Source organism: Chlorogloeopsis sp. ULAP02 (assembly GCF_038404745.2).
In the GTDB taxonomy this organism is placed as follows: domain Bacteria; phylum Cyanobacteriota; class Cyanobacteriia; order Cyanobacteriales; family Nostocaceae; genus Chlorogloeopsis.
On record NZ_JAYKTT020000067.1, the window covers coordinates 35,243 to 53,098 of the forward strand.

At 41.5% G+C, this 17,856-nt stretch carries 15 protein-coding genes and 1 pseudogene; 8 read left to right on the forward strand and 8 right to left on the reverse strand.

Translation table 11 applies throughout. From position 1 onward, the window contains the following. Positions 1–209: 209 nt before the first annotated feature. The gene (locus U2718_RS22840) at positions 210–557 is read right to left on the reverse strand and encodes a hypothetical protein (RefSeq protein WP_342002470.1); all 348 of its coding nucleotides are present in this window, start codon (positions 555–557) and stop codon (positions 210–212) included. A 171-nt stretch (positions 558–728) separates the two neighbouring features. Next, entirely contained in the window at positions 729–1,175 is a 447-nt protein-coding gene (locus U2718_RS22845) for a hypothetical protein (protein WP_342002471.1), read from the reverse strand. 290 nt (positions 1,176–1,465) lie between these two features. On the opposite strand from U2718_RS22845, the gene U2718_RS22850 reads away from it, so the two are divergent. The 6 genes from U2718_RS22850 (at position 1,466) to U2718_RS22875 (ending at position 7,088) form a co-directional block, all read left to right on the forward strand. Then, positions 1,466–1,810 carry a hypothetical protein gene (locus U2718_RS22850; protein ID WP_342002472.1) on the forward strand — a complete coding sequence of 115 codons (345 nt, stop codon included), beginning with the start codon at positions 1,466–1,468 and terminating at the stop codon, positions 1,808–1,810. Between the two features lie 63 nt (positions 1,811–1,873). Then, complete coding sequence (locus U2718_RS22855) at positions 1,874–4,048, forward strand: pentapeptide repeat-containing protein (protein ID WP_342002473.1); 2,175 nt, start codon at positions 1,874–1,876, stop codon at positions 4,046–4,048. A gap of 355 nt (positions 4,049–4,403) precedes the next feature. Beyond that, positions 4,404–4,895, forward strand: coding sequence for a hypothetical protein (locus U2718_RS22860; protein ID WP_342002474.1), 492 nt, complete (start codon positions 4,404–4,406; stop codon positions 4,893–4,895). Between the two features lie 221 nt (positions 4,896–5,116). Beyond that, positions 5,117–5,362, forward strand: coding sequence for a hypothetical protein (locus U2718_RS22865; RefSeq protein WP_342002475.1), 246 nt, complete (start codon positions 5,117–5,119; stop codon positions 5,360–5,362). Between the two features lie 114 nt (positions 5,363–5,476). Beyond that, a complete protein-coding gene (locus U2718_RS22870) occupies positions 5,477–6,169 on the forward strand; it encodes a CAP domain-containing protein (protein ID WP_342002553.1) in 693 nt (230 codons plus the stop codon). Positions 6,170–6,212: 43 nt separating this feature from the next. Beyond that, the gene (locus tag U2718_RS22875; protein ID WP_342002476.1) at positions 6,213–7,088 is read left to right on the forward strand and encodes an alpha/beta hydrolase; all 876 of its coding nucleotides are present in this window, start codon (positions 6,213–6,215) and stop codon (positions 7,086–7,088) included. A 150-nt stretch (positions 7,089–7,238) separates the two neighbouring features. On the opposite strand, the gene U2718_RS22880 is transcribed toward U2718_RS22875, so the two are convergent. The 5 genes from U2718_RS22880 to carA form a co-directional block, all read right to left on the reverse strand. Next, on the reverse strand, positions 7,239–7,541 hold the full coding sequence (locus U2718_RS22880) for a DUF1816 domain-containing protein (RefSeq protein ID WP_289787722.1): 303 nt from the start codon (positions 7,539–7,541) through the stop codon (positions 7,239–7,241). A gap of 68 nt (positions 7,542–7,609) precedes the next feature. Beyond that, positions 7,610–8,602 carry a 23S rRNA (guanosine(2251)-2'-O)-methyltransferase RlmB gene (gene rlmB / locus U2718_RS22885; protein WP_342002477.1) on the reverse strand — a complete coding sequence of 331 codons (993 nt, stop codon included), beginning with the start codon at positions 8,600–8,602 and terminating at the stop codon, positions 7,610–7,612. Between the two features lie 87 nt (positions 8,603–8,689). After that, positions 8,690–9,169: a Mini-ribonuclease 3 gene (locus tag U2718_RS22890; protein ID WP_342002478.1), complete on the reverse strand. Its 480-nt coding sequence runs from the start codon at positions 9,167–9,169 to the stop codon at positions 8,690–8,692. Between the two features lie 462 nt (positions 9,170–9,631). Beyond that, the gene (locus U2718_RS22895; protein WP_342002479.1) at positions 9,632–10,027 is read right to left on the reverse strand and encodes an STAS domain-containing protein; all 396 of its coding nucleotides are present in this window, start codon (positions 10,025–10,027) and stop codon (positions 9,632–9,634) included. 121 nt (positions 10,028–10,148) lie between these two features. After that, on the reverse strand, positions 10,149–11,315 hold the full coding sequence (gene carA / locus U2718_RS22900) for a glutamine-hydrolyzing carbamoyl-phosphate synthase small subunit (protein WP_342002480.1): 1,167 nt from the start codon (positions 11,313–11,315) through the stop codon (positions 10,149–10,151). 459 nt (positions 11,316–11,774) lie between these two features. On the opposite strand from carA, the gene U2718_RS22905 reads away from it, so the two are divergent. Continuing rightward, positions 11,775–12,860 carry a retropepsin-like aspartic protease gene (locus U2718_RS22905; RefSeq protein ID WP_342002481.1) on the forward strand — a complete coding sequence of 362 codons (1,086 nt, stop codon included), beginning with the start codon at positions 11,775–11,777 and terminating at the stop codon, positions 12,858–12,860. Here the strand turns inward: U2718_RS22905 and trpD are convergent. Further along, entirely contained in the window at positions 12,790–13,971 is a 1,182-nt protein-coding gene (trpD, locus tag U2718_RS22910) for an anthranilate phosphoribosyltransferase (protein WP_342002482.1), read from the reverse strand. The genes U2718_RS22905 and trpD overlap by 71 nt on opposite strands. 386 nt (positions 13,972–14,357) lie before the next feature. Here trpD and U2718_RS22915 point away from each other — a divergent pair. Next, a pseudogene (locus U2718_RS22915) lies at positions 14,358–17,616 on the forward strand (PAS domain S-box protein). Positions 17,617–17,856 lie beyond the last annotated feature (240 nt).

A 17,856-nucleotide genomic window follows, 5' to 3' on the forward strand; every position in this document is an offset into this window, starting at 1 on the left:
AAAATGAAATCTAAAATTATGTAAATGTGGCTTGTGTATACTTAATACAGCCAAATTTATACTTTATTTTAGGTTGCTATCCTAGTACTTTATAAACAATTGTATGTAAATAGATATAAACATTATGTTTATTCAAGATGTACTGATTTGTTTACAACTATCTATAGACTGCCTGACAGCTAATAGACCTTCTGATTGTTTATCTAAGCCTATTTGTGAGTGCGCTCACCCAGGAAAAGAACTTCAATGTGAAAATTGTGAGCATCTAGAGGCTTGTCTTTCTCGTTTTCAGTCTCTTCAGTCTCAACAATACAGAGAAAGTCATCAACTGTAACTATGTAGCTTGAACATGAAGTTTCTTTTGGGATGAGCACCCAATTTTTTGAACCAGAATTTTTTGTCGGGGAGTCAGTGCGGTGGTGAGCCAGCGCTCTTGGTAGGGTTTCCCTCCACAGGCGACTGGCGTAGACGCTCGGTAGACAGGCGTAGCCTGGCTTCTCGGAGAGTAGGCGGCTTCTGTAAGTAAGGGTTTCCCGGCATAAAGCAAGTGGCGTCAACTGGCGTGCGAGTTTAGCAGATATATTTTCGGTTTGATACTAAGTTGCAATTCCGAGGTAGTATTTCTCCCTCCGCTCACGCCACGTGGCGTCCAAGACAGGGACTGGATTCACCGCAACGTACTCGCTTCCCTACTAACAAATGACTAATCACCAATGGCTAATAACGACCTACTTATTTGCCTTTTTCTGTTGTGAAATTGACAGGGTATATGTATGCTCTTCTTTAGCTAATTCCCCCACATGGAGTGAATAGGTTCCTTTTGGCCAATAACCAGACATCTCTGGTTTGCCTCCAGAGTAACTATCTGCTAGTACGCAAAACCGTCCCCCAGGCCCGTCAATCAAAAGTGTTGGCTTTCCAGGACTTTCTACGGTTAACCTTAAATAAGGTAGTGATTCTGTTACTTGGATAACTTGGCTAGGTGTAGCACCAATGTTACCACAATTGGTAGTGTTTTGACCTCCAGATTGGCCTTTTAAAATAAGTGGATCTGGCTCAAAATTAGGATTAATTTTTACAACTTCTGCTTGACTAGAATTAGCATCAATGGCAACCAAACTTATTGCCAAAATCAAAACAGAAGGAACAATTTTAAATAAAGTGTGTAGTTTCATAGTTCATAGTATTTATGTTGCTCTTGATGATTTCAAGAGCGATAATCAGACTTATATTCTTATATTCTAAATTTACGGACGGTTACAAATTTATTTTGTTCCGGTGATATCTGTATAAAATTTTGACGAACTACTGAAATTTTTCCAAGTTAATCAAAATAAACACAGAATTTTTTATTAGCGATCGCTAACTTCAATGCAAAGACTTTCGCTAAGATCGCTAAACAACAGCCAACGATCAATGTAGCTGTTATGTAGTTGAACAAGTTTGCTAACTGAGGTCAAAATATATGAATCCTCAACCTGAAGAAGATTTGCAACACCGCCTGCAAAAATTAGAGGCAGAAATTAATTCATCTTCCGAGAAAATCTCTCAGACTCACTCAAAACAGCAGTTGTCTCAATCTGGTTTACCAAATGTTAATTTACCATTAGAACGATTATTAAATTGGTTTAATACCTTATCTGGAACAGCAAAGCTCGTAGCCGTGAGTGTAGGGATTTTATTAGGCTTTGCTGTCTTGCAAGCTGTACTCAGATTTGTCAGCTCGGCAATTAGTTTGGCACTTTTAGCAGGACTAGTGTACTTTGGATACAAATTTATTGTATCTAGTAGCCGACAGCGCAAGCAATAGTATATTAAAACACGGCTAGATAGCATATGTATAAATAAATTCAGGGAAAAAGGGAAATATGCAATGACAAGCCCAATTGTGAGGAGAATTAGTAATCAATCGAGTCCCAGTCGTTCAAACAACGAACCAGAAAAAAATAAATCGTCGCGTTTTACTACTAGGCGCATTGCCGCTTGGGCAACGGAAATGTCATTAGTAGTTGTCAGTAGTTTTGTGCCTTTTAGTATCGGTACATATCTTAATTCTAGAACTGATATCAACCGAGTTCCGCTTAACCCTGTACTGACAGTTACAGAAAGAGAAATCGCCCGCCCCTTAGCTTTACCTATCAGCTACGGTACACGCAACGTTGCATGGCCGACAAATTTCTTGTGGACAGTAGCAATATTAGCACCCCTAGCAATTTCCGGTTGGCAGTTATATCTTCTTGCTAAAACAGGTAGTAGTATAGGCAAACGTAAGTATGGTATTCGAGTTGTTAACGAGCAAGGAGATCCCCCAGGGATTGTAGCTGTTCTAGTGCGCGAAGGTATTGGTCGTTGGACTTTGCCTGTAACCGCAGCCTATCTGGTTTGGCGCTACAGCCCATTTTTCCCCTATTTAGGTGCTTTTATTGCTTTAAGTGGCTTATTTATCTTGGCAGAAGGAACTGGTTTCTCGTGGCAAAAAGGACGCCGTGCCTTGCATGACACTATTGCAGGTACTTATACTATAGATGCAACGAAACCGTTTACACTTGAGCAACTGCAAGAGAATACACACGAGCAGCCTGAGTGGACAAAACAAGGTGATGAAGACGCGGCGATCGCATCAATTGTGATGACGCCAGAAACAACTCAACCAGAAGCGACAAATCAATGGACACAGTTTCGACGCAACCCCAATATGAAACTATTGGGAATAGCGTTTTTGAGTATGACTGGTGTATTAATAACTTTAGTCGGCACTCAAATCTACATCCAAACTCAACAAAATCGACGAATAACAGAGCAGCGCAACAGCCAACAATTTCTTGCGATCGTCAACCAATTAAACCCCAACTCCACTGCCACAATTGAAGAGCGCCGCAGTGCCATTATGGCAATGGGAACTCTCAACGATCCCCAAGCGATCCAATTTCTTGTCGGTTTATTAGCTAAAGAAACCGATCCCACCAGCGTGGAAACAATTCAACAAGCACTAGCAAACATCGGTTCTCAAACCATCCCCGATTTAAAACGCATGAATTTGTCTCTGGCTGCCGAACTAGAATCAATAGGCAGTAGCCCTTCGACTGAGCAGCAATTGCGACAACGACGGTTACAAGCAAACCAACAGACAATTAATAAAATTCTTGCACTTTATAGTGGTAAAAATAACGATATCGATCTCAGCCGGGCGGTATTATCCCAAACTGGATCTGGAGATACTCCTTTGTTCAACTTAGTGCTAGACAAAATTGACTTATCGGGAATAAATTTCAAAGGTGCAAATCTATCAACTGCTAGTTTGAAAGGTAGTAGCTTCCGAGGAGTGGGGAAAGATGGACGCTGGGATACCTTTGACGATTGGATTGCAGACTTAAGCGGTGCTCAGATCAAAAAAGCCAATCTTAGTGAAGCTAATCTTAGCCGTGTTTTAATGGTACGTACAGATTTGAGTCGTGCTATCCTCAACAAAGCTAATTTATCCAATGCGCGTTTGGTTGGTGCAAATTTAAGTAGCGCTCAGTTAATAGGAGCTGATCTCCGTGGAGCAGTCTTAGAAAATGCCAGCTTGACTGGAGCTGATTTAGGCGAAGCAAAATTGAACGATGCTGATTTGTATGCTGCTCGCTTAGGGCGTGTGATTGCGATCGGTACACAATTATCCTTTGCTAACTTAAGCAAAACCGATTGGCAAGCAGCAGATTTATCAGGAGCAGATTTGGATCGTGCTAATCTCAGCCATGCCAACTTGAGTGCAACTCGTCTTACTAATGCGAATTTGCGCTCTGCCAATTTAGAAGGTGCTAATTTCCGAAACGCCGATTTAAGTCTTGCAGATTTACGGGATGCTAATCTGACAGGTGCCGATTTTCAAGGCACAATTCTCTTTCCTAACAAACAAGATCCCGCAGATCAATTTGTTCAAACTCCAACTATGGGTTCGCAATCTGCTGTAGTCAAAGGAGTTGATTTTACTCAAGTTAAAAACTTAGATACTAAGCAATTAGCTTACATTTGCACTCAAGGTGGCATTCATCCCCGATGTCCCTAGATTGAGATCAAGAATAGTTAATTTTCTGGCACTAAATCGCCTGAAAACAGAAGCTAGAGCCAAGAAGTTAGGGACTAGGAAAAAAAGATTTTCATTCATTCATTGTGTGATGAAATCATATGGGTGTCTAACTTTTTGAGCCTGACAAAATCTCATATTCCCCCTAATTCCCTGTTATAAATCAGGGAATTAGGGGGTATCATAATTAGGAGGTATTAAGAGAAAAATATCATCACTAACCCTTTAAATTAACCAGTTACTGATGGGAAGTAAATGCACAGGACAGATTCCCAAAACCGAACTGGTTTGCCACTAACTCTTAATCTAAAATCCCAATGGTGTGAGGAATCGGGAAATGAGGTGTCTTACAAATTTAGTGTCGGTGCTTTTGGCTGGTTCAATCTTGAGTTCTACTCAATTTACTCTACCAGCTCATGCTCAAGCAGCGTATGGTAGCTATGTAGGTATAGGCCCAGCAGTTGGCTTTGCAGACGGTGCCAGAATCGGAGGAGTTGTTGCCTTTCGTTACAAACTTTTGGAGTCGCCAATTTCTCTGCGTGGACAAGCTTTTATTGCAGATAATGTAGCACTTGTACCAACAGTTTCCTACGACTTCCCCTTGAATTGGCAAACTGATGGCTATTTAGGAGCTGGGCTAATCTTTGCTGGTGGTGATACACCCTCTCCTGTAGGTAATAAAATTAGTTTTGCCTTGCAACCAGGTATCGATTACGTTGTACCCAATAGCAACACTGTTCTTTTTGGCAACGCGATTATTGGCTTTGATGCTTTACGGAATGGAGGTACAACATTCTCCTTACAAGGTGGTGTCGGCTGGAGATTTTAACTGCTAATAACTAAAAATACAGTTCCCTGACTTCTCTAATAAGTCAGGGAACTTTACAGTTCTAATTAATACTTGATGTAACTAAAAATGTCTTAATCTCATTCGAGATGAGAAGATTTGTAATTTGTTAGTATAGAGTTATTGGTAGTTAAATACAAAACTTTAATGTAGTGGCAGATTTGAAATTTTCTAATTAAAAATATAAATATAAAAAATAAGATATGATACAAGAAATTAGATCCAATGAACCGCAATATATTTGTGTTGTCAGGGTTGATAGTATTACAAATAACGAAGACGAAGAAATTATGACATTTGGTGTTTCTGAGGAGGATGCTAAAAGTCAAGCCCAACAATTATTAACTAAAAATTATGGATGCAATGAATCGCAAATTCTAGAATTAATTCAAGAGTCCAAAATTGAGCTAATAGGGCAGTGGTGCGCTCCTAAAGAACAACAAGATTAGGGTGTTTCCGGTTAGAACTTTTTACTTGATTTTGCATCTGGAAAGTTTTTCCCATTGCGTGGATCTAAATACGTATTGGCTCATTCTTATCACTACTAAATTGTGAAATCGCTCATGCATCGAATGCTATTTTGGGTATTTGCCCCTATTCTAACCGGATGCTCTATTGAGCAAGTAGTTCAACCTGAATCTATTACTTATAAAGCACCTCAAACAAACTCTGACTTAGTGACAAGGGGAAAAACTCTCTCGCCATTGGAACAGCAAGTAATTGTCGAAATGAATAAGGTGAGGACAAATCCCACAGGTTATGTAGCAGTATTAGAAAACTATAGAAAACGCTTTGCAGGTAATCGAGTTAGAATTTCTCAAAATGTCTATTTGCAAACTCAAGAAGGTACTAAAGCTGTTGATGAAGCGATCGCTTTTCTTAAAACTGTCCGTCCTGTATCAAGTTTAACTGCATCTGTTGGTATGTCTTTGGCAGCGAGAGATCATGTCAAAGATCAAGGAGCAAAAGGCATAACAGGGCATTATGGTAGCGACGGTAGCGATTCCTTTACTCGCATTAACCGTTACGGTAGTTGGCAAAAAACTGCTGGTGAGAACATTAGCTATGGTTCACACACGGCACAGGATATCGTTATGCAGCTAATTATCGATGATGGAGTGAGCGATCGCGGTCATCGCAAAAATATGTTTAACTCTGCTTTTAAGACGACAGGGGTTGCTTTTGGTATTCACAGTACTTACAGACAGATGTGCGTTATTACTTATGCAGGAGGATATATAGAAAAATCCGTTTAATATTTGATGACAAAATTAGAAAATATAGAACAAATGAACTAATATGAGTACGGAAAGATTAGATCGCAAAATTAACTCCACCTCACCTGCTGTGAATCTCAATGTCCATATCCAGGGTACAGGCTTTCCCATTCTTTGCTTACACGGACATCCTGGTTCTGGTTCTAGTCTTTCTATCTTTACCAATCATCTCTCAAACCGCTTTCAAACTATCGCCCCTGACTTACGTGGCTATGGCAAAAGCCGCTTTTATGACAATTTTGATATGACTGACCATTTGATAGACTTGGAGGCGCTTCTAGACCGTTTACACGTTGATAAATGCTTGATATTGGGATGGTCACTAGGTGGCATTTTAGCAATGGAATTAGCGCTGCGATTACCAGAGCGCGTCAGCGGACTAATTTTGATAGCAACAGCTGCTAGACCGCGCGGTAATCATCCGCCTGTAAGTTGGCAAGATAATGTTTATACTGGAGTTGCCTCTGTTTTGAATTGGATCAAACCAAGTTGGCAGTGGAATATCGAGACTTTTGGCAAGCGATCGCTGTTTCGTTATCTTATCCAACAACACACGCCTACTACATATAGTTATATAGCCAAAGACGCTGTGCCAGCTTTTTTACAAACTTCATCTGCTGCAACTCGCGCTCTTTATACGGCAATCAGAGCAGGCTACAACCGAGTAGCTGATCTCAATCAGATTCACTGTCCCACCTTAGTACTTTTTGGCGATCAAGATTGCCATATTACAGCTGATTGCAGCTTGGAAACAGCCAAAAGCCTCAAAAATTGTCATTGGCAATGTTATGCTAATACCGCCCATCTTTTCCCCTGGGAAATACCCGCGCAAGTACTAAGTGATATTGATCATTGGCTGAGAGCGCATCCACAAGTGGTTAGCCAATATTCTGTGTAAGGCTTATCGACTTGTAGATTTTGAAGATAGCTTTCCCCAGGGTGCAAATGACGTAGATACCCCAGGGAGGCTTTTCGCGGAGCAGGGCTAATGGCAAATAGCTAATAAAATCAGAGAATAGCTATTAAAATTTAGCAATGAGCCTGTGAGTTACATTTGACCGCTAAAGGCAGGCCTTACTTTACGGTCAACTCTTTCCCCCAAGTCTTCGGCAATAGTCAAATTATCCGGTTTGCAGCGCTTAACGTTCACAATGATGCCTTGCGCTCCTTCCTGCTCCAAATCTTCTACATAACCTTTCATGGCAGCTTTTGCGTCCGCAGAATTCAAAAATGGGCCAAAGTAGTAGGTGCAGCGGGGATTTTGTGTGACAACCTCTACCCACCAAGCCAAGCCAAAGCTCTGGAATGCGTTAATCAACAATTCCTTAAAGTCATCCAAAATATTTTTCATGGTTTTCGCTGATTTATAGGGTTTTAAAGGTTTGCTGCTAATTTTCTTTTACATTTCTTTATACTCTGTTACTCTTCTTTTTTCCAGTGAGTTCTTTGTAGTTTATCGAAATGCAGTGTATTTATCCATTTTTTGCGATAAATTTCATACAACGCCATACCTGTTGCGACTGATGCATTTAGGCTAGGTGTCTTACCCTGTAAGGGTATTGATACCAAAACATCACAGTAGCGTTGTGTTAACATACTCAGCCCTTCACCTTCTGAGCCGACTACCAAAACGATAGCACCACTGAAATCTACTGTATGTATCGGTTTGCTCACATCGGCAGCTGTACCGTAAATCCAAAAGCCTGCGGCTTTCAATTCTTCCAAAGCGCGGTGTAGATTCACTACTCTAGCAACAGGAAAATTTTCTAATGCACCAGCTGCTACTTTCATGACTGTAGAGGTGATCCCAGTTGCTCGGCGTTGGGGGATCACTAATCCTTGAGCACCGATCGCTTCGGCTGTGCGAATAATTGCCCCCAAGTTATGGGGATCTGTGATTCCATCCGCAGCAACAATCACTGGATCAGTGACAGATTTTGCCTGTTCAATTAATTCGTGTAAATCAATGTAGTCATAAGGAGCAATTTGTGCTGCTATCCCTTGGTGATTGGCTTGCTCGGTAATTTGATCTAAGCGCTTGGGATCAACTTCGTCCACAATTGCGCCATTTTCCTTCGCTTGTAAAATCAGAGAGTGAAAACGAGAGTCATAACGTAAGCGGGGAGTAATCCAAATCCGATTGAGACGACGCTGACTTTCCAAGGCGCTTAACACCGGATGACGACCGTAAATGAGATCGCTATCTTGGGTTTGCCTTCTGATTGGTTCGCTATCTGGAGCTTGCTTTTTAATCGGCTCTTTACTAGGTATTTGCTTTTTAATTGGCTCTTCAGGGGTACCTTTAAAGGTGCGAAGAGTTTTAGAAACGACTCGTTTGCCCTTCAATTTTAAGGGTTGCCCACGATTCGTTTCACCAGAAGTCTTAATTATTTTTTTTGTTTTATGCGCCATATCTAAAGTCTTGGGTTAAGCGTAGGAGTGGGCATCCCTAATTCACTTATCATCTCAATTTACCGAACCAAAATAAGGTATTTATAACTACTTTTCTAAATGTAGTTTTTGTAGTAGCTCGGTTAAACGTTGATAATTAGTGAGGTATAGGTAGCCAATTAAAGTCTCTAAACTAGTTGCTTGTTGATAAGTTTCGGGATCAACTCTTTTTGGGCGTCCTGTGGCGGCATTTCGACCCCTTCGGACAATTTCTAACTCATTTTGTTGTAAATGCGGCATGAGCGATCGCAAATGCAGCGCCTGCTTTTCCGCTCGAACTTGTGCCACTACTAATTGATGATAGGCCTCACTTCGCTGAGGAGGCAGCAGATAGAACACTCTAACATAAAATTCATAAATAGCGTCTCCCAGATATGCCAAAGCCGCAGGAGAAAGTTGTTGCAGTTGTGCCTGGGGAATTTGTTGAGATATATGCTCTGTGCTTGCCTTCAGTATTTGGCACCAAGATGAATCTGGCTGGGAAGGCTCATCTTGTTCGTGTAATGGCTTTTCCTCCTTTGCTTTCACAAATTAATCATTCCTAGTTGTCTATATTTTGGAAGGCTTTATTTGCTGATTTACTCTTGAGTGCAAACTGTAGTGCAAGTTTGTCAAGCATAAATCCAGGCTACAAAATCAACTCACTAATTTTAGCGTTTCCACCCGGAATTAGCATTTTGTCAACTGCGGGTTGAAAGAAAATTTGGCGAGAAAATGAAAATTTTTGGAAGCTCCTGCCTCAAGAATCATACTCAGGATATGTTTTTCAAAAAGGCGGTTTTTCCTAGCATAGAATGAACTCTAGAGGTGTGAAACAGATAATTTTGATTTTTTATAATTTTTTTGGGATTGTTCTTTACATCAATTTCGACTTCATCCCTATAGATTTTGAAATCTGAACTTCATCCTCAATTCCCGTGGATAAAAATTAAGCTATCCGATGTTTAAATCTGGATAGCTAATTTCAACTCATCGGTCAAGCAATCAAGACTACTTGATGTTTTCTAGAGCCGCTTCAACTGATGGTTGCAGGGAGAGAAACTTCTCTAAGCGAACAAGCTTGACTGTTTGAGTCACACGGGCGTTGGTGACAATTTGCAAAGTACCGTTGGAGTTCTGTGCCTGCTTGGCTAGCTGCACCAGAGCACCCAAGCCAGAACTGTCAACAAAGTCAATTTGTGAGAGATCCAGAATAATGTGCTTTGGTCCCTCATCAACCTTACTTCCGAGTACTTTGCGAAATGTCGGTTCGGAAAAAGCATCTAACAAACCTGTGAGGCGGAATAGCTGACAGTTATCCCGGACTTCACGAGTACCTCTCAGGCTCACGGTTAGATTTAGTGGTTCAGCAATAATTCCCTCCTCATAGTTATGGTGAACGCTCAAGTATAGATGGTTTTTGTGGAAGTTGTCTACATTGGGAACAGGGTACAGGTAACAGGGTACAGGGAAAAATCTATTTCCTAGTACCTAGTCCCTAGTCCCCAATTTCGCACTTTCTCCATTTTTACTTTACTTCAGTCGTTTCTGCTTGACGCGCCGATCGCATTGTTTGGACAAACTCTTCAAACAAATAATCGGCATCGTGGGGGCCTGGAGATGCTTCTGGGTGGTACTGTACTGAGAATACAGGTAAGTTTTTGTGACGTACACCAGCTACCGTGCGATCGTTCAAGTTGAGGTGGCTAATTTCCACAACTTGTTGGGGCAGAGAATCTGGATCAAGTGCAAAACTGTGGTTTTGGCTAGTAATTTCCACTCTTCGCTGTAACCCTGCGGGCTGATTTAAACCACGGTGTCCAAATTTAAGTTTGAATGTTTCTGCTCCCAAGGCATGACCTAAAATCTGATGTCCCATACAAATGCCAAACATTGGTTTTTGAGCTGATAGTAGCGCCTTGGTAGTTTCAATTCCTTCAGTAACAGCTGCTGGATCGCCAGGGCCATTAGAAAGAAAGATGCCATCTGGATTGTATTTGAGAATTTCCTCTGCTGAAGTATCAGCAGGCACGACAATCACCCGACAGTTGTAACTGGCCAAACGCCGCAATATATTACGCTTGATCCCAAAGTCTAATGCTACAACAGTTAATGTTTCCCCTGGATTGGCTGTTGCATCTGGATTAAATTCCCAAACAGAGTCAGTAGGCTCTAACCATTCATAAACCTTTTGTGTAGTCACTTCGCGGACAAGATTTAATCCCTTCATGGTTGGAGCTGCTAGTACTCTTTCTAACAGTTCGGCTTCATCCATAATTTCTGTAGAAATACCACCATTCATAGCCCCAAAGTTACGAATTTTACGCGTCAGGGCGCGGGTATCAATCCCGTAAATGCCTGGGATTTGGTGTTGTTTGAGGTAGTCAGATAAGGATTGTGTAGAACGCCAGTTACTTGGGCGCATACAAATATTGCGGGTGATCGCTCCTCGCACTTGCGGTTGTTGTGATTCCTCATCCTCTTGATTGACGCCTGTGTTCCCCAATTCAGGATAGGTAAAAACTACTATCTGACCACAGTAACTAGGATCGGTCAACACTTCTTGATATCCGGTCATACCAGTGTTAAACACCACTTCTCCAACCACGGTACCCATTGCACCAAAAGACCAACCGCGATAACTAGTTCCATCAGCAAGTACAAAGAGAGCAGGTGTTGCATCAAGCAGGGGCATAAGCAATTCTTATTGTAAAGATAAGCAGCAATTCGTCAATTCTATTTTGTTAATGGACTTCAGGATAGGTAAAGCAAAACTTAAAGAATTATGAGCTAGAGTTTTGGATACTGATTATTGTCATAATTTATGCCGCATTAATTTTAACCTAATTCAACTAAAAATTTTTCATGGGTGCTAGTGCTGCTGTGATATATTAGAGAGTGCGTCACAGGCTGAAAAACCACGCTTAACGTTAAGCGTAGGATACATGAACGGCTAGAAAGTAATAGTGGTAAGAATGTAGGGAAAGTCCTCTGTTCAAAATGCTTAGAAATTTAAATACCGTAAAGTTGAGCATATAATACTGCTCAAAATTGATTAGCGGACAGGGCAACCGAAGCCGTCTTTTCGGCCTCTACCCTACAACGCAGGGTAAACCCCTGGTTAAAGCCAGTGGGCAATGCATTACAAATAATTATGCTTCAGTCTTCTTTATCCCAAGCTGCGCTAATTTTTCTCTCTACGACAATGGTGGTTTTAGCTGTTGCCTGTCGCGAAGACAAACAAACGGTTGTAACGGCTTATAAGCAAGAGTCTAAACCAACGGCATCCACTAGCTTTGAACCTGATACCACAAAACTGGCACCAATTGCAAGCCCAGAACTAGTCAAAACTTCTGATGAAATGGCAGCCAGTATTTTTGGATTGGGGCTAGACAAAGCCGCTAGCGCTCACAGCATCAGCCAATCTGCTCAATCTATAGAAGATTGGAACCTAGTGGCAAGTCAGTATCAGGATGCGATCGCGCTGATGAAGCAAGTGGAACGCCACAGTCCGTACTTTGAGCGCGCTCAAAGCAAAATTCTGGAATACCAGCGGTTGTCCAGATCAGCCAAACAGCAAGCTTCTCCTGTTGCTTTACCAGCACCTGAAGTCAAACCACAGAAGTTAATAGTTGCCGCTCCAAAAACATCTTTCACACCCAAGTCTCCACAACTACCTCCACCAGTAGAAGCAGAACAACAAACGCAGCCTTTGCCAACTGCTTTAGATACTATAAACAATCAACAACAGATATTTGTTACCCCTAATACCAAAAGTAGCGAACCAGTAGTATTTGTTGCTCCAATCAAACGCCGAGTAGGAGGAACACCCATCATTGAGGTTACGTTCAATGGTGAACAACAATTTGAGATGATTGTGGATACAGGAGCAAGTGGCACTGTCATCACCCAACTAATGGCTGCCGCCTTAGGAGTTGTGCCAGTGGGAAGAGCAAAGGCAAACACTGCCAGTGCCAAAGCAGTAGAATTTACAGTTGGCTACGTAGATTCGATTGAAGCAGCTGGCGTCATTGTCAGAAAAGTTGGAGTAGCGATCGCCGGTTCAGAACTAGAAACTGGATTGCTGGGACACGATTTTTTTGGCGACTACGAGATCACAATCAAGCGTGATGTTGTAGAGTTTCGCCCTCCATCCCACTCGCAGCAACTTAATTCTGTAGAAACTGAACTAACTGCTCCAATTTCACCCAAGCAGCGCCGCTTTGAAGAATATCCTTAGCTGCTTGTATACCCTGAGCATGATCCATCAACGGTATTGCGCCACCTACTTGCAATGCCAAAGCAGCATTTAAAGCTACTACATCTTGTTGCTCAACAGTTCCTTTCCCTTGAAGTACTGCCTTGAGAATCTCTGCATTTTCCTGTACATCGCCACCCTTGAGCGCTGCTACAGGAGCAGGGGTTAAGCCCAACTCTTGAGGATTGACTGAAGTTAACTGCACCTCGCCTGCCGATAATACAGCTAAGTCAGTTAAATCACCTAAACCAGCTTCGTCTAATTTTTCTCGTCCGTGTAAAATAATTGCCTTGTGCGTACCCAGTTGCTGCAAGGCTTGAGCAACTGTTAACAATAATTTGGGATCAAAAATGCCAATTATCTGGGCTGTTGGACGTAAAGGATTTACCAAAGGGCCTAGTAAATTAAATACCGTGCGCACTTTAAGAGTTTTTCGCAAAGAGGCAACTGCTTTGAGCGCAGGATGCCAACCAGGGGCAAACAAAAAGGTGATCCCCACCTCGGTGAGTGCGGCTTCTACCTTCTGACTAGAGGAACTCAAATTTACGCCTAAAAATTCCAACACATCTGCGCTACCGACACGACTGGATGCTGAACGGTTGCCATGTTTGGCAACTGGTACACCATAGGCAGCAGCAACAAAGGCAACTGCGGTAGAAATATTAAAAGTTGATGCTCCATCTCCTCCTGTGCCACAGGTATCTATAAGAGGGAGGGGGGAAGAGGGGGAAGAGGGGGAGAGTGGGGGAGTGGAGGAGTGGGAAAATTCTTCTCCTTGTCGACGGACACTTTCCTCAAGGGGGGGAACCCCCGCACGGAAGTGTCCTCCCCTTGTCTCCTTGTCCCCTTGTCCTCTTAAAGACTGGGATTGCAATACTTCTGCCATTCCTGCTAATTCATCAGCAGCCACACCTTTACAATGCAATGCAGCTAAAATTGCCCCCGATAATTCTGGAGCGATCGCTTCATTGAGCCATCCTTGCATCAATTCTGCTGCTTGAGTACGAGACAAGGATTGACCATCTAGTAACTGTTGTAACAGGATTGACCAGCTAAGTGAGGATTCTGGGGCAGAAATTGACGAATAATTCATAAATCTAAGATTGATACTCCCATTTTTGGCATGGGGATACTTGGCGAAAGACGATGTGCGACTGCCTTTGTGTAATTGCGTCTTAAATCATTACACACTGTTTTAGGCTTCTGCTCAAGCTTTGTCTAGATGTTTTGCAAATTTTATTGCCTACTCATGTATCTACTGACATGGATAACAGTAATAATTAACACAATTTTTTAATAATTTATTTAGCAATAGCTGTAGAAAATCGAAAAAATAAAAGATTTTGCAAATTGCCGTGATTTCACTATGGTGTTTTTAAAGTCAAATAAATTACAAGTTTTTACAAAGGCTAATTATCATTAGTTGTTCCAGGAGATTGGCTGCAACAGCAATAGCGGAGAATAAAGAACTACTTTAGTATGCTGACAGATACCGCTTCGATGTTGATTTGGATGGCAGGATGCGACACACTTTGTAACTACTTCAATTCTGTTTGGCTGGAATTTACTGGGCGATCGCACTTGCAAGAAATAGGCAAAGGTTGGGTAGAAGGAGTACATCCAGAAGATAGACAACAGCTTTACGAGCTTTATTTAACTGCCTTAGAAAAGCGTCAAAATTTTCAAAGACAATATCGTCTGCGCCGTGCTGATGGAGAATACCGTTGGATTTTGGATACAGTAGTACACAATTTACAGTAGATGGTAGCTTAATTGGTTATATTGGCTACGCTGTGGATATTACTGATGTCAAATTTCAACTCGCCACAGCATCGGAAAATGAAACTAGTTTTGAGCTGGAACTGGATACAGCCCAGATGGGAGTCTGGAATAGGAATATTAAAACGCTAGAGATGACACACAACCAGGAAGAAGTTGTTGGTGATTTAGCTAAAATAGAAGATTGCGTAGAAGAAGGGGTAAAAAAATAAACGAGGATAACGTGCAACTGCAAGATAAGTTTTTCCAACTGTCGTTGGATATGCTTTGTGTTGCTGGATTCGACGGCTACTTCAAACTACTCAATCCGGCTTGGGAACAAACCTTGGGATGGACAGAGGTAGAGCTAAAAGGCTCACCATTTATTGATTTTGTCCATCCAGACGATCGGGAAATAACTCTTGCCGAAGCTCAAAAACTTGCTCAAGGTATTGAAAACGTTTCTTTTGAAAATCGTTACCGCTGCAAAGATGGTTCCTATAAATGGCTGTTGTGGACATCGAAAACATTGTCTGAACAACAACTAATCTATGCCATAGCCCGTGATATTTCGGAGCGCAAACAGGCACAAGAGTCGCTACAAGCAAGCTATAACCTTTTAAATTCAGTGATTAACAACGCTGCTGATATCATCCTTGTTAAGGATATTCAGGGGCGGTATGTGATGGCTAATTCCGCTTTAGCCCGCTTTTTCCAAAAATCGATTGAGGAAATTATTGGCAAAGATGATAATGAGTTTTTTGAAGCAGAAACAGTGGCTCGAATCAGAGAAATAGATTTGAGAGTAATCGCTACAGGAGTTGCCGAAACGTTCGAGGAATTGGTACCCCAAAATGGAATAAATTACACTTACCTGACAACTAAAAATCCTTGGCGAGATACTCAAGGTAATATTATTGGTTTAATTGCCATCACTCGTGACATTAGCGATCGCAAACGTAGTGAAGAATCTCTACAAGCCCTAGTAGCAGGCACCGCCTCAGTTACGGGCGAAGATTTTTTCCCTGCTCTGGTGCGCCATTTAGCCAATGCTTTGGGAGTCGGCTATGCCTTAGTTGCCGAAAAATTAGATCAAAATCCAGACAAGGTAGTATCTTTGGCGTTCTGGGAAATAGATCGGCTAGGAGAAAACTTTGAGTATGAGTTAGCCAATACACCTTGCGAACTTGTTTACAAAAACGGAGTGCGTTGCTTTGCCCATAGTTTACAGCAATTGTTTCCTCAAATCCAAAATGCAGTGGCTATGAAGCTAGAAAGTTACTTAGGAATGCCGATTTCAGATACATCTAGCAATGTGATTGGCCACTTGTGTGTATTTGATACAAAACCGATATTACAACAAGAATATGCTCAAGCAATTTTAAAAATCTTTGCTGCACGAGCAACAGCGGAACTACAACGCCAGCGTATGGAATTTGCACTGCGACAATCGGAGAGAAAGTTTAGAGAACTAGCCTCTAAAGAATCACTACTGAATTGTCTTGCCAGCCAAATTCGCGCTTCGTTGGATATTAAAAATATTCTGGAAACAGTCGTTACCGAAATCCGCAACTTATTGCTAGTTGATTTATGCATTTTCACTTGGTATCGTTCTGAGGCGCAACCTCCCCACTGGGAGACTGTTCAAGAAGCTAGAAACCCTGCTGTACCAAGTTTACTGGGTTTACGATCAAATACTGAAGAAATAGGGCCGATCGCCCAAAAAGTTTTCTATAAAGAAATTATTAGGCTAGATGATATTCAAGATACACCCGAACCTAAATCAAAACAGTTTTTCCTCGGTTTGGGGATAACAGCCATACTAGTACTGCCAATTCATACTCAATCCGGTGAGATAGGAGCTTTATCTTGCAATTACTTTAGTGGCTCTCGGTATTGGTTGGATAGTGAGGTGGAGTTGTTACTAGCGGTTGCGGATCAAGTTGCCATAGCTATCGATCAAGCAGAACTCTACAAACAAAGTAATACTGCTGCTCAAACTGCTCAAGAAAAAGCGCAGCAGCTAGAAGAGACTTTAAGTGAACTGCAAGCAACCCAAACGCAACTGATTCAAACTGAAAAAATGTCGAGCTTAGGACAGCTGGTTGCTGGTATTGCTCACGAAATTAACAACCCAGTTAACTTTATTCACGGAAATATCAACCACGCGAGTGAATATACACAAGATTTACTGCATCTAGTGGAACTTTACCAGCAGCACTATCCCAATCCAGCAGCAGAAATTCAAGAGGAAATTGAGGTGATCGATTTAGAGTTTCTCAGTCAAGATTTGCCCAAAATTCTTACTTCAATGAAAATTGGCACCGATCGCATTCGTCAGATTGTTCTGTCTTTACGCAATTTCTCTCGTTTGGATGAAGCCGATATGAAAGAGGTTGATATTCACGAAGGAATTAATAATACTTTATTGCTACTACAAAATCGTCTCAAAGCTAGACCAGAACATCCAGAAATTCAGGTAATTAAAGAATATGGTAATCTCCCACCTGTAGAGTGCTACGTTGGACAACTCAATCAGGTATTTATGAATTTATTAGCTAATGCGATCGATGCTTTAGAAGAGGGACTAGGGGAGCCAGCGCCTTGCGGAGGTTCCCTCCGTTGTGGCGACTGGCGTACTGGGGACTGGGGACTAGGAAGAACTTTTCCCGATACCCAATCACCAGTACCCAATCCCCAATCCCCGCCTCCACTGATTCACATTCGGACTGAACTTCAAGGAAATCTTGTCTTAATCCGTATAGCTGATAATGGCCCTGGAATGAAAGAAGAAGTACGACAAAAGTTGTTCGATCCCTTCTTCACCACAAAGCCCGTAGGTAAAGGTACAGGGATGGGGCTATCAATTAGTTACAAAATTATCGTTGAAAAGCATCAAGGTCAGCTTCAGTGTATTTCAGCACTAGGTAAAGGAGCAATGTTTGTGATTGCAATTCCCCTACAACAATCTAAACCCTAATTATTATACTTAGCTATAAAGTAATTACTGCAACATATCCTTACAAAATTATGATGAGAGATATATATCGTGATGATAGGTAAAATTTTGACGTATATCGACCCAATATTGCGACAACGTGTGAAAATTTTGTACTTTACTTTAGATTATGCAATATAAATACAAATTCTTATAACATTAATTTGAACTCCTAAACTTGGTCATTTATACAGTCATACAGGTATTAATTGTTTTTTATTC

Coding starts and splice junctions, on each gene's coding strand:
- U2718_RS22845 (WP_342002471.1), bottom strand. CDS start 1,175: ATGAAACTACACACTTTATTTAAAATTGTTCCTTCTGTTTTGATTTTG.
- U2718_RS22850 (WP_342002472.1), top strand. CDS start 1,466: ATGAATCCTCAACCTGAAGAAGATTTGCAACACCGCCTGCAAAAATTA.
- U2718_RS22855 (WP_342002473.1), top strand. CDS start 1,874: ATGACAAGCCCAATTGTGAGGAGAATTAGTAATCAATCGAGTCCCAGT.
- U2718_RS22860 (WP_342002474.1), top strand. CDS start 4,404: ATGAGGTGTCTTACAAATTTAGTGTCGGTGCTTTTGGCTGGTTCAATC.
- U2718_RS22865 (WP_342002475.1), top strand. CDS start 5,117: ATGATACAAGAAATTAGATCCAATGAACCGCAATATATTTGTGTTGTC.
- U2718_RS22870 (WP_342002553.1), top strand. CDS start 5,477: ATGCATCGAATGCTATTTTGGGTATTTGCCCCTATTCTAACCGGATGC.
- U2718_RS22875 (WP_342002476.1), top strand. CDS start 6,213: ATGAGTACGGAAAGATTAGATCGCAAAATTAACTCCACCTCACCTGCT.
- U2718_RS22880 (WP_289787722.1), bottom strand. CDS start 7,541: ATGAAAAATATTTTGGATGACTTTAAGGAATTGTTGATTAACGCATTC.
- rlmB (WP_342002477.1), bottom strand. CDS start 8,602: ATGGCGCATAAAACAAAAAAAATAATTAAGACTTCTGGTGAAACGAAT.
- carA (WP_342002480.1), bottom strand. CDS start 11,315: ATGCCCCTGCTTGATGCAACACCTGCTCTCTTTGTACTTGCTGATGGA.
- U2718_RS22905 (WP_342002481.1), top strand. CDS start 11,775: ATGCTTCAGTCTTCTTTATCCCAAGCTGCGCTAATTTTTCTCTCTACG.
- trpD (WP_342002482.1), bottom strand. CDS start 13,971: ATGAATTATTCGTCAATTTCTGCCCCAGAATCCTCACTTAGCTGGTCA.